General features: G+C 43.3%; 8 protein-coding genes. 7 read left to right on the forward strand and 1 reads right to left on the reverse strand.

The window, feature by feature from the left end; all coding sequences use genetic code 11:
• Positions 1-101: 101 nt before the first annotated feature.
• Entirely contained in the window at positions 102-1,793 is a 1,692-nt protein-coding gene (ilvD, locus tag AC5JL8_RS26860) for a dihydroxy-acid dehydratase (RefSeq protein WP_495882738.1), read from the reverse strand.
• Between the two features lie 276 nt (positions 1,794-2,069).
• Here ilvD and AC5JL8_RS26865 point away from each other — a divergent pair, with 276 nt between their 5' ends.
• From AC5JL8_RS26865 to AC5JL8_RS26895, 7 genes are all read left to right on the forward strand, one after another.
• Entirely contained in the window at positions 2,070-2,615 is a 546-nt protein-coding gene (locus tag AC5JL8_RS26865; RefSeq protein ID WP_495882739.1) for a formylmethanofuran dehydrogenase subunit E family protein, read from the forward strand.
• Positions 2,616-2,899: 284 nt separating this feature from the next.
• Positions 2,900-3,850: a class I SAM-dependent methyltransferase gene (locus tag AC5JL8_RS26870; protein ID WP_495882740.1), complete on the forward strand. Its 951-nt coding sequence runs from the start codon at positions 2,900-2,902 to the stop codon at positions 3,848-3,850.
• Positions 3,851-4,205: 355 nt separating this feature from the next.
• Positions 4,206-6,233, forward strand: coding sequence for a protein kinase domain-containing protein (locus AC5JL8_RS26875; RefSeq protein WP_495882741.1), 2,028 nt, complete (start codon positions 4,206-4,208; stop codon positions 6,231-6,233).
• Between the two features lie 57 nt (positions 6,234-6,290).
• Positions 6,291-7,001: a DUF305 domain-containing protein gene (locus AC5JL8_RS26880; RefSeq protein ID WP_495882742.1), complete on the forward strand. Its 711-nt coding sequence runs from the start codon at positions 6,291-6,293 to the stop codon at positions 6,999-7,001.
• 542 nt (positions 7,002-7,543) lie between these two features.
• The gene (locus tag AC5JL8_RS26885) at positions 7,544-9,163 is read left to right on the forward strand and encodes an efflux RND transporter periplasmic adaptor subunit (RefSeq protein WP_495882743.1); all 1,620 of its coding nucleotides are present in this window, start codon (positions 7,544-7,546) and stop codon (positions 9,161-9,163) included.
• 2 nt (positions 9,164-9,165) lie between these two features.
• Complete coding sequence (locus tag AC5JL8_RS26890; protein ID WP_495882744.1) at positions 9,166-12,249, forward strand: efflux RND transporter permease subunit; 3,084 nt, start codon at positions 9,166-9,168, stop codon at positions 12,247-12,249.
• Positions 12,250-12,284: 35 nt separating this feature from the next.
• Positions 12,285-12,749, forward strand: a complete 465-nt coding sequence (locus AC5JL8_RS26895; RefSeq protein ID WP_495882745.1) for a hypothetical protein — start codon at positions 12,285-12,287, stop codon at positions 12,747-12,749.
• The last annotated feature ends 117 nt before the right edge of the window (positions 12,750-12,866 follow it).

The following is a 12,866-nucleotide window of genomic DNA, read 5'->3' on the forward strand; positions in this document are numbered from 1 at the left end:
ACACGATATGACTCCCCCAGCTCCCCCAGCTTCCCCAGCTACCCCCGCTACCCCAGATCATTTCACGATGATCTCACTATGAGCGCGTTGCTCCCCCCTCCCTACTCATTAAATAAGTCCAAGTCTGTGACAGCACCAACACTGCTAGAGGAAACTAAAGACGCATATTTTGCTAAGATGCCTTTTGTATAACGGGGTGGACGGGGTTGCCATTTGGCGCGGCGAAGAGCTAATTCTGCATCGTCAATGTTGATTTGTAACAAGCGAGAATTAGCATCAATAGTGATGCTATCACCTTGTTCTACCAGAGCGATCGCACCACCAACGGCGGCTTCTGGAGCTACGTGACCAACTACCATGCCGTAAGTACCACCGGAAAATCGCCCATCAGTAATTAATCCTACCGAATCGCCCAAACCAGCACCGATAATTGCTGAGGTGGGGGCTAGCATTTCTCGCATCCCAGGGCCGCCTTTGGGGCCTTCATAACGGATAACAAGCACATCACCGGCTTTAATCTTACCTGCGAGAATCGCATCTAAGCATTCTTCTTCAGATTCAAATACCCGTGCTGGGCCTGTAATTACTGGCTTTTTCACCCCAGTAATTTTTGCTACTGCTCCCTCTGTAGCGAGATTTCCTTTAAGGATGGCTAAGTGACCTTGGGCATACATCGGCTTATTCCAAGGACGAATCACATCTTGATCGGTGGGTGGTTCATCGGGGACATCTGCTAAAGTTTCGGCGATGGTTTTACCTGTGATGGTGATACAGTTACCGTGAAGTAATCCATGCACCAATAGCATTTTCATCACTTGGGGAATACCACCAGCTTGATGTAAGTCTGTGGCGACATATCTACCACTGGGTTTTAAATCACATAAAACTGGGACACGACCACGGATAGTTTCAAAGTCATCTAATGTTAGTTCTACACCAGCTGCATTGGCGATCGCCAGAAAGTGTAACACAGCATTTGTAGAACCACCCACAGCCATAATTACAGAAATAGCGTTTTCTATGGATTTTCTGGTGATGATCTGTCGGGGTAAGAGTTGATTGCGAATTGCTTCTACTAAAACTAATGCTGATTCTTCTGTACTATCGGCTTTTTCTTCGTCTTCTGCTGCCATTGTAGAAGAATAGGGCAAACTCATCCCCATTGCTTCAAATGCCGAAGACATGGTATTTGCTGTATACATACCACCGCAGGAACCAGCACCAGGGCAAGCTTGACGTTCGACTGTTAATAGTTCTGCTTCGTCAATTTTGCCAGCACTATATTGGCCTACAGCTTCAAAAGAACTGACAACTGTTAAATCTTTGCCGTTGTAGTGTCCGGGCTTAATCGTGCCACCGTAAACAAAGATAGCCGGGATATTCATCCGGGCGATCGCAATCATTGCCCCTGGCATATTTTTATCACAGCCACCGATGGCAATGACACCATCCATACTTTGCCCATTACAGGCGGTTTCAATCGAGTCTGCAATCACTTCTCGTGACACTAGGGAATATTTCATCCCCTCAGTTCCCATCGAAATCCCATCACTAATAGTAATCGTGCCGAACATTTGTGGCATCGCCCCGGCATGTCTCAGCCCAGCTTCGGCTCTTTGCGCTAGTTTATTTATCCCCATGTTACAGGGAGTGATCGTGCTGTAGGCATTAGCCACACCCACAATCGGTTTGTTAAAGTCTTCATCCTGAAAACCTACTGCACGCAGCATTGCTCTATTAGGCGAGCGCTGCACTCCTTGTGTAACAACTTTACTTCTAAAATTCTCTGACATTGTTTTTACACCTATTGCTCTGGGATCGAGCAAATCTCTGTACGAGTATGATATTTAGATTTTTTTGAGATGTCCAATATATATTTATTTATAATTAATACTTATAAAATATCAAAAATCGGTAACTACGACATCTGCGCTACTTTATTGCTGTAGCTGAGGAACCGTATTGCTTTGTATTCCCTATTTTTATCCACTGTTTGATAAGCCGCTATAGCATTTTCATACTCTTTGCTAGAAAATCTGAAAATATCTAGCGATAAAGAGTAAATAATTATGATCGCAAAACTGATGCGACTCTTATGCTTGCTAAGTTGTTTGTGGTTTGTATTTCCAAGCGTTTTAGTAAAAGCCCAAACTCCTGAAGAATGGGTAACATTAGGCAAACGTGTACACGGAGGTTTTGGTAGTTACATTGCTTTGGGAATTCGTGTAGGATTGGATGCAATGCAGCGTCTTGATGCCAAACCACGCGACTTGGACGTTACTTACCTAGACGGTGCAAATGCGCCCTGTCCTTGCGTTGCAGATGGCATTATGATTGCTACAGTTGCCACTCCAGGTCAATATTCTCTACGGGTTGTCCCTTCTAAAAACGATTCTCGCAACTTTGGCGTTATCTTAATTAAGAATAAAAAAACGAAAAAATCGCTGCGTTATGTAATACCAGCCGAAGCTCGTTCTTTACTAGATAAGTGGAATCGAGAACTGGACGAGCGCCAACGCTATGAAACCGTCATGAATGCTCCTAGTGATTCTTTATATCGTTTGGATACTGACGACAAAAGCGCAAAGCCAGCCTACAATTTGCATCAAAATTAAATAAACAAACGCCCTGTTGATTGCTTGCCTTGTGGGTACTATTGGTATCTCTGCATGGGGAAGATTTAGGATCTGTCAGTATCTTGTCCCATCAGTCACTACTGCGCGATCGCACCTGCTAATTCTACATCGGTGGGGCCAGCCCCCACAATCACAAAAGTCAACTTCTGTTTCAGCGCAGCTCAACTTTATTTAATGACAAGAGGCAACTGATAACCCTGATAATAATGTTGGTTTTCACCTATCTACATTATTAATTACCTTGCCTATATTTTTGCAAGCTGATGAACAACAAGCTAAAACCAGACTGGGCTGGGGAAGATACGCTCTCCAAATTCGTCAATCTTCTGATTCAGACCGGGCCTATCTACAAGTTGATGAAACACCAAGCCAGACAAGTACTCATCAAAACCGCAGAGAAAAATGGTGTTCCCTGGCGCAAAAACTACGAGGCACTTAAATTATCAGGAGTCAAACAGCAGATTTCGGAAGTAACTAACCCTAATGTTGTTTACCCTGACTACTACAAAGTACCTTTCCACGCTTACTCTCAAGGTAACCTCTGCTGGGATGCGGCTTTTGAAACAGAGTCAGCTACTTACTCAATGGCACTGCGGGTGTGGCCGAAAGAAAATTTAACTTGGGAAACTGCCCATGCACGGCTTAGAGGTAGTTTTCATGAAGTTCTAGCTACCTATGGCCCGCCGGATGTACGGAATATTCTAGATATTGGCTGTTCTGTGGGTATTTCTACCCTAGCGCTGCACCGCTACTACCAGCAAAAGCAAAGTCATCCGGTTCGCACAGTAGGTCTTGATTTGTCACCATATATGCTTACTGTTGCTCGTCATCGGGATATCAATAGAGAAATATCTGAGTGGATTCACGCCCAAGCCGAAGACACAAAACTACCAGACAACTCCTTTGACCTAGTGACACTCCAGTTTGTCACTCATGAACTTCCAGGCTATGCCAGCAAAGAAATTTTTGCAGAAGCTTTGCGACTCCTACGACCTGGTGGTGCAATAGCGTTGGTAGATAACAACCCTAAATCGAGCGTCATCCAAAACCTACCACCTGTTCTATTTACCTTAATGAAAAGCACTGAACCTTGGAGCGATGATTACTACACGTTTGATATTGAGGCAGAATTGCAGGCAGTAGGTTTTGCTCAACCAATTACAGTTGCCAGCGATCCTCGCCATCGAACTATTATTAGCAGAAAACCAGAGTAAACTCCAACACATGAGTTTTCATAAGTGCGTTAGCGATCGCTCCTAGTTCTTGGGAAGATAAATTTAGCGATCGCTAAACGCATTTTTTATTACAAATAAGAAAAAACTGTACAATCCCCACCACAAGATGCTTTAAAGGCAATTAGATTTATGATCGTGGATTACTTTTTACCACTTTGCATAATCTTGACATTCTGGGGTGATAAGTCTACAAAACACAACCTGCTAGAGTTGATACCCTCCCTTGTCCTATTTTTGATGCTCACAGGAGAATTTAACAACATAGCGATCGCTAATCCGAAGTACTATGAAAAAGTATTTATCATAAATTATAACTGCTGATAGATACTGAACTATGAGCTATTGCCTCAATCCCAGTTGCGAGAAACCCCTTAACTCAGACGGCACAAATTTTTGCCAGAGTTGTGGGATACAACTAATACCACTGTTACGAAACCGCTATCGTATTATTCAACCACTGGGAGGCGGCGGATTTGGCAGAACTTTTTTGGCAGAAGATGAAGATAAGCTCAAAGAGTATTGCGTTGTTAAGCAGCTAGCACCGCAAGTTCAAGGTACTAACGCCTTAAATAAAGCAACTGAACTTTTTCACGAAGAAGCACGGCGGCTGCAACAGCTAGGAGAACATCCCCAGATTCCCACTTTGTATGCTTACTTTGAGCAGGATAACTACCTGTATCTGGTTCAGCAGTTCATCCAGGGACAAAGTTTACGGCAAGAGTTGAGACAGCAGGGAACTTTCAGTGAAGCGAAGATTTGGGAACTGTTGAGTGAATTATTACCCGTTTTAAGTTTTATTCATGAACATCAAATAATTCACCGCGACATTAAGCCAGACAATATTATGCGCCGTACCCTACACCCTAAAGGGCAAGGGGGAAATATAGTGCTGATTGATTTTGGTGTTGCCAAACAGCTAACACAAACCTCTGTGGAATTGACAGGTACAAGCATTGGTTCCTATGGTTATGCGCCGATGGAACAAATGAGGTATGGCTTTGCCTATCCAGCGAGTGATTTATTCAGTTTAGGAGTAACTTGCTTTTCTCTATTAACAGGAATTCAGCCATCTCATCTGTATATGGAAGAAGGTTATGGCTGGGTGGCACACTGGCGAAAACATCTGAAGTCTCCAATGTCTGCAAAATTGGAGCAGGTGTTAGACAAGCTGTTGCAAAAAGAGATTGAGCATCGCTATCAGTCAGCAGATGCAGTTCTAGAAGATTTGCCACAGCAGCCACAGCACGCAACTGTACCACAGGATCGTGTTGTCAAGTCTTCACTATCTAGGATGCGCCCCAAAGCATTCGCGGCTCCTCACAACGCGATTCAACTCAAAATTAAGCTGCCATATCAAATACTAATAGGTGGTGTAATCTTGCTTTTAGGATTAGCAGGATATGCCCATTGGCAAAGTTTACCTCTTACTGGACATGAGGGTGAAGTTAATTCTCTCGCCTTTCGCCCCATACCGTCATCGGGTGCTTCCCAAAGTAAAAAACAACTAGCTAATCTACCTTTGGCCCAAATATCTGTAGGGCAGGAAGAAATATTAGCTAGTGGTAGCGATGACAAGACTGTTAAAATTTGGAATTTGCAGCACAAAAAAGTAATCCGCACCCTCAAGGGACATTCTGACTTGGTTTATGCCGTTGCTATTAGCCCAGATGGTCAAAATGTTGTCAGTGGTAGTAAAGATAACACTATTAAAATTTGGAATCTCAACACAGGCGAGGAAATTCGCACCCTCAAGGGACATCAAGGTTACGTTCATTCGGTTGCCATTAGCTCAGATGGTCAAACTGTGGTGAGTGGTAGTTATGATAAAAGTATTAAAATCTGGAATTTGAATACAGGTAAGGAAATACGCACCTTAAACGGGCATCAAGCAGAGGTTTTGTCTGTGGCTATTAGCCCGAATGGAAAAAAAATTGCCAGTGCTAGTGCCGATAGAACTATCAAAGTTTGGCAGCTAAATACAGGTAAAGAGCTACATGGTCATTCTAAACATTTCGGTGATGTTAATGCTGTAGCTATCAGCCCGAATGGCCAGCTGTTGGTGAGTGCTAGTGATGACGCAACCATTAAACTGTGGAACCTGAATACGGGTAAGGAAATACGCACCTTTAAAGGACATTCAGCTGATGTGAATGCGATCGCCTTTAGCCCCAATGGTGATTATATCGCTACTGGCAGCGATGACAGAACTGTGAAAGTCTGGCAAAGGTATACGGGAGAGGCAATGCACAATTTTGAGGGGCATTCAACCGAGGTTTATGCCGTCGCTTTTAGTCCTGATGGCAAAACTTTGGTTAGCGGTAGCAAGGATAAAACTATCAGGATTTGGCATATAAGGGGTTGACTCTCTAGTTAACTGGAGATTTCATAATCGAATCAGAAAATTATTGAAATCACCCCTATGCAACTTCCTACTCTGAAAAACAGTTTATTGGCATTTAGCTTAGTAGCGATCGCTTCTTTTTCCAGTAGCGTGCTGACAGCCTGTTCTACGAATACTTCCTACAAGCAAAGCCAAGCACCAAACGCTACTGATACTAGCGATAAGCAACTGATGAACCACCACGATGGAATGCATCATGGTAGTGGGATGAACCATAACATGGTTATGGATTTAGGTGCAGCCGATGCCAACTATGATTTGCGGTTCATTGATGCGATGATTCCGCACCATCAGGGAGCAACCCTAATGGCAAAGGAAGCACAGCAAAAATCCAAACGCCCTGAAATTAAAAAGTTAGCTGACGACATCATCAAAGCGCAAAACCGAGAAATTACCCAGATGAAACAGTGGCGCACAGCTTGGTATCCCAAAGCTGGAGATAAACCAATGGCTTATGATGCTCAAAAGGGTCAGATGATAGAGATGTCATCTGAGCAAATGCAAGCCATGATGATGAACATGAACTTGGGTGCTGCTGATACCGAATTTGACCTGCGCCTGATCAACGCGATGATTCCTCACCATGAAGCAGCTGTGACTATGGCTAAAGATGCTTTGCAAAAGTCTCAGCGTCCCGAAATCAAGAACTTGGCTCAAGAAATTATCAAAGCGCAAAATAGAGAAATTAACCAAATGCAACAGTGGCGCAAAGCTTGGTATAACAAGTAATATCATGTCCGGCAAATCACCCTTAATGTCCGCAGCGAGTGGAACGAAGTGAAACGACGCAATCGCAATGCTTTTGGGATTGCTACCCTACGGTCGCAATGACGGTTATTTGAATGGACATGATATAAGCCCAAGTTTCGGTGAAGTCGCGGTGCGGTGAGACCAGTGGTGAAAGAGGGTTTCCCCTGTTGAGCAAACTTCTCCTGTCGGCAGAGTCGCAGATAGTAGGAGTTTAGCCTACTTCATGCAAAGGAAAACTGCTAAAAGGCAAGGTTAAAGAAAGGGTGGGTTAATTTTTGCAAGTCGATGCATTAACAATGTAAAAGGTTGCGTTTACCAGTTTGCTCAAGTCGAGTAACCTATCCACATGACTGGCTTCATCTTGCGGCTTCCTACAGCAGCGTCTACAGCACTGTTTAGGTCAGTTCTCAATTTCATCCTAATTTCATTTTGAGATGAAACACTAGGAATCAGGGGGAATTCTGAGTGCTGAGTTAAGGATAATAATTTCTCCCCTTGTCCCCTTGTCCCCATAATTAGCGATGTCTGACTTTCTGCGTTCCCAACCACTTATAGCCTCTATTACACTGCTGAGTTTACTTTTACTGACAACTCCGGCAGTAGTTTTAGCCCACGGCGGACATGGAAATGAATTTCAAGGAGGAAGTGAAGCTACTCCAGCAACAGATTCTATTCAAGTTGAGGCTCAAACTGCTCAAAGGCTAGGAATTAAAGTTGAGCCGGTCAAACGTGAGCGTTTAGCTGTGGGTATAAAAGCTACAGGACAGATTGAAACTCTACCCAGCAAACAAGTGGAAGTAACAACGCCAATTGCTGGGGCGAAGGTGGTTGAGCTATTGGTAGAACCTGGTGCATCAGTTAAACAAGGTCAAGCTGTAGCTGTTGTATCAAGTCCTGACTTGGTGTCGCTGCGTGTGGAATCACAAGAAAAACTGGCTCAGGGACAAGCTGATTTGCAACAAGCATTAGCTGATTTAAAATTAGCGCAACAAAACCGCGATCGCTATCAACAAATAGCTGCTGCTGAAATCGCCCAAGCTCAAATTCAAGTAGCTTATGCTCAAGAAAAGTATAACAAAGACAAGCAGTTAGCTGATGCTGGTGCTTTACCACAACGCACAGCCCTGGAATCCCAAACCCAGCTAGCTCAAGCCAAAGCTGAACTTACCAAAGCCAATAGCCGCCGAGATGTGATTGAAGCGGAAAATCAACTTCAACGCGCTCAGGCATCTGTTAATGTCGCAAAATCACGTATTAATCTCAGTAGCCGCACTTATGAAACTCGCTTACAACAACTGGGGATTCGTGGCAATGCTAAAGGATTGGTGACGGTAACATCTCCGATTTCTGGGAAGGTGGCAGATAGGGAAGCTACCCTTGGTCAATCTTTTGAGGATGCAGGTGGTAAGTTGATGACGATTGTAAATGACAGTCGAGTTTTTGCCACAGCGAATATATATGAAAAAGATTTAGACAAAGTTAGAACAGGACAACAAGTTAGCGTCAAAGTTGGTTCTGTAGGCGATCGCACTTTCACGGGACGAATTGCGGTAATTAATTCTGTAGTAGTAGGCGATACGCGGGTTGTACCTGTGAAAGCCGAAATAAATAACCCTGGCGGTGTACTCAAACCAGGAATGTTTGCAGAGTTGGAAGTTTTGACAAGCCAAACCTCGCCAGCTATCTTGGCTATTCCCAGTGCGGCTGTGGTAGAAGCTAATAACAAAAAAGTTGTCTATCTACAAAATGGCAATGCTTACCAACCAGTTGAAGTCACGCTAGGCCAAACCTCTGGTGACATGGTGGAGGTAAAAACTGGTTTATTTGAAGGGGATATGATTGTTACCCAACGCGCTCCGCAACTTTATGCACAATCTCTGCGGGGTAGTGGAACAGAGGAGCATGAGAGCGAAGGAGCAGAGGAGAAAGAAGCAACTTCTAATTCCTCATTTCCTTGGTGGGTTGGAGTTGGGGGAGGAGCAGCACTCGCTAGTGTAGCTTTTATGGCTGGTGCTTTCTGGGCTGGCCGTCGCAGTAAACATCAATATCAACTAACCACAGCGCAAGCAGATATATCGCCAGAATGGGTTGAGAATCATCACATAGCGAGTCAGGATTCAGAATTTAAAATTGAGAGATAACAATGCTTAGTGCCATCATCAAGTGGGCGATCGCTCGCCGTTGGCTAGTGATTCTCAGTGCAATTATCCTGATGTTTTGGATATTCCGCACAATTATCCAAATGCCTTTGGATGTTTTCCCTAGCTTTGCACCACCCCAAGTTGAAATTCAAACTGAAGCACCAGGACTCGCTCCTGAAGAAGTAGAATCTCTGGTAACTTTACCAATTGAAAGTGCAATTAATGGTACTCCTGGGGTGACAGCAGTACGTTCATCTTCAGCAGCGGGTATTTCTGTTGTCAAAGTTATTTTTAACTGGGGAAACGATATTTATCAAGCTCGTCAGTTGGTAACAGAGCGATTGCAACAAGCACAAAGTAAGCTACCAGCAGGGGTAGAAACGCCGCAAATTTCTCCTACTAGTTCCCCTATCGGTACTGTACTGCAATATGCCTTCACCTCCCAAACTACTCCTTTAATGGAAGTGCGCCGTATTGTCGATTGGCAAGTCACAAATCGCTTTTTGGCTGTCCCTGGTGTAAGTCAGGTTGTAGCTTATGGTGGTGATAGTCGCCAATATCAAGTATTAGTTGATCCAGAGGAATTGAAAGCTTTTAATGTTACTTTGGCAGATGTAGAAGAAGCAACAGCTGCGGCGAATATTAATGCTCCTGGTGGTTATTTAATTACCCCTGACCGAGAAAAATTAATTCGGGGTATTGGCAGGATTGAATCTATCGCAGAATTACAGCAATCAGTGATTACTGCCCGCAATGGTACACCAGTCAAAATATCTGATGTTGCTGATGTGCAAATCGGTGCAGCTATTAAAAGAGGTGATGGCAGTTTTAACGGTGAAAAGGCAATTATCGTCATGATTAATAAACAGCCTCAAGCCGATACTCCCACCGTTACCCGTGCTATAGAGCAGGCGATTGCAGAAATAAAAGCGGGTTTACCCAAAGATATCAAAGTTACGCCGACATTTCGTCAAGAAAACTATATCGATGCTTCGATTGAAAATGTCCGCGAAGCTTTAATTGAAGGCAGTATTATTGTTGCTATTATCCTCATTCCCTTTTTGATGAATTGGCGTAATCTCGCCATCTGTTTAACCGCACTTCCTCTATCTTTATTACTAGGAATATTCCTCCTCAATTGGTTAGGACAAGGTTTAAATACGATGACTTTGGGAGGGCTAGCTGTCGCCATCGGTTCAGCAGTTGATGATGCAATTGTTGATGCCGAAAATGTCTACCGCAATCTGCGAGAAAACAAATATTCTCCCAAACCAAGGCCTGTTTTAGATGTGGTATTTGATGGTTGTCAAGAGGTACGTGATTCGGTATTTGGAGCGACGATAATTACTATTGTTGTCTTTTCGCCTGTGTTTGCCTTGGCTGGTGTGGAAGGTAGCATTTTTATCCCAATGGGGTTAGGCTACATGGCAGCAGTGATTGCTTCAAGTATCACAGCATTGACGATAACTCCGGCTTTATGTGCAATTTTATTACCTTACGGTCACTTGCCAGAAACCGAACCTTGGGTAGCGAGATTTTTTAAGCGGCTGTATTATCCGCTGTTAACATTTTCGCTACGGCGTTCGGGAATTATTTTAGCTTTAGCTATTGCTAGTACAGTAGCAGCGATCGCGATCGCTCCGGCTTTCGGCAGAGTGTTTTTACCAGAGTTTCAAGAGCAAACTTTGGTAAATACCCTAACTCTCTATCCCGGCGTATCTTTGGAAGCTACCAATGCGGCGGGAGAAGCAATTCAGGAAGCACTCAAAGGCGATTCTCGATTTCCCTATGTACAGTTGCGTTCTGGACGTGCGCCTGGTGATGGCGATGCAGCTGGGGTGAATTTGGCACATTTGGATATTGAGTTAAGCCGCGAAGCCATAGAAGATAGGGAAGCGGCGATTAAAAAGCTACGTCAGGAATTTGCTAAATTACCAGGGGTAGCGCCGAATATTGGTGGTTTTATCTCGCACCGGATGGATGAGGTATTGTCTGGGGTAAGGAGTGCGATCGCAGTCAAAATTTTCGGCCCTGATTTAGCACAACTCCGCACGCTTGGGAGTCAGGTAAATGAGGTAATGAAAACTGTAAATGGCATTGTAGATTTACAACTTGAACCTCAAGTACCAATCGAACAAATACAAATTAAATTCAATCGCACAGATGCTTCTCGCTATGGTTTAACAGTCGGAAAAATTTCCCAAATTATTGAAACTGCCCTCAATGGAAGAGTGGTTTCCCAAATCTTAGATAAACAACAAACCTTCGATTTGGTTGTCTGGTTAAAGCCAGATGCACGTCAAAATTTAGATACAATTCGCAATTTATTAGTTGATACTCCAGATGGGCAAAAGATTCCTTTAGCACAAGTTGCTGCAATTGAAAATGGCACAGGCCCAAATACAATTAACCGGGAAAACGTCTCACGTTTGATTGTCGTATCTGCTAATACCAGCGGTAGAGATTTGCGCTCGATTGTGAATGAAATTCAAGAGAAAGTAAATCAACAAGTACATCCGCCTGCTGGTTACTACATACAGTATGCAGGTCAATTTGAGGCGCAAGAGCGAGCCACTCAAAATATTTTAATTTCGAGTGCGATCGCCTTTGTCGCAATTACAGTTATCATGTATATTTCTGTCAAATCTATTCCTTCTACCGCCATGATTATGATTAACTTACCTTTGGCATTGGTGGGGGGAGTTTTTTCAGTAGCATTGTCTGGCGGCGTTATTTCTATTGCATCTTTAGTTGGCTTTGTCACTCTATTTGGAGTTGCTACCCGCAATGGTTTATTACTAGTAGATAACTACAACACTAAATTTACTGAAGGGATGCCTTTGAAAGAAGTTTTGATCAAAGGTTCAATGGAAAGACTAAACGCCATTTTGATGACAGCTTTTACCTCAGCTTTAGGATTAGCACCTTTAATAGTTGACAGCGGGCCTGGCAAAGAAATATTGCAACCTCTTTCAATAGTGGTATTGGGTGGTTTGTTTACATCTACAGCATTAACACTGGTAGTTATCCCAGCGTTATATGCTAAGTTTGGCAAAATTTTGTTGTCAAAGCAGGCTACATATTAGTAATTAAATGATTAGTTTAAATGAGGATTAAATTAATGAATTCACTCAAATCTAGGTTAATCATTATAGGAAGTTTAGGGTTACTTTTATTAGCAGCTTGTAGTAACGCTAATCAAGCAGCTAATACTAGTTCAAATACTCAGCCTTCAGTTTCACCTGTGACTAAAACAGAGGGGCAGCATGGTAAATCTCACGGGGGTCAAGTTGTAGAAACAGGAGCTTACCATTTAGAGTTTGTCCCAGTAAAAGAAGCTAATGCAACTCATCTGGATTTATATTTGCAAAGAGGAGACAACCACGAGGCAATACCTAATGCCAAAGTGACGGCTCAAATTCAGTTACCTAATGGCACACAAAAGACAGTTCCTTTTACATACAATGCCAAAGATAAGCATTACACAGGTTTGTTAAAAGAAAACCTAACTGGACAATATCAGGTAAAAGTTAATGCAGATGTGAAAGGCAAAAAAGTAGATGGGCGTTTTAATTTTAATCGGTAAATATTAGTGGCATTGGAATAAAGCAAATGGCACAAGGCAGACGCCAGAAGGATTTGAGTAGGCTGTAAGAGCTTCCGCCTTCACGTTTCCGTGTTTCGCGCAGGCTGTAGCAACTTC

Source organism: Mojavia sp., assembly GCF_059505145.1.

Excerpts from the sequence above, each read along its gene's own strand:
- AC5JL8_RS26880 (WP_495882742.1), top strand. The coding sequence starts at position 6,291 with ATGCAACTTCCTACTCTGAAAAACAGTTTATTGGCATTTAGCTTAGTA.
- AC5JL8_RS26870 (WP_495882740.1), top strand. The coding sequence starts at position 2,900 with ATGAACAACAAGCTAAAACCAGACTGGGCTGGGGAAGATACGCTCTCC.
- AC5JL8_RS26865 (WP_495882739.1), top strand. The coding sequence starts at position 2,070 with ATGATCGCAAAACTGATGCGACTCTTATGCTTGCTAAGTTGTTTGTGG.
- AC5JL8_RS26875 (WP_495882741.1), top strand. The coding sequence starts at position 4,206 with ATGAGCTATTGCCTCAATCCCAGTTGCGAGAAACCCCTTAACTCAGAC.
- AC5JL8_RS26885 (WP_495882743.1), top strand. The coding sequence starts at position 7,544 with ATGTCTGACTTTCTGCGTTCCCAACCACTTATAGCCTCTATTACACTG.
- AC5JL8_RS26890 (WP_495882744.1), top strand. The coding sequence starts at position 9,166 with ATGCTTAGTGCCATCATCAAGTGGGCGATCGCTCGCCGTTGGCTAGTG.
- ilvD (WP_495882738.1), bottom strand. The coding sequence starts at position 1,793 with ATGTCAGAGAATTTTAGAAGTAAAGTTGTTACACAAGGAGTGCAGCGC.
- AC5JL8_RS26895 (WP_495882745.1), top strand. The coding sequence starts at position 12,285 with ATGAATTCACTCAAATCTAGGTTAATCATTATAGGAAGTTTAGGGTTA.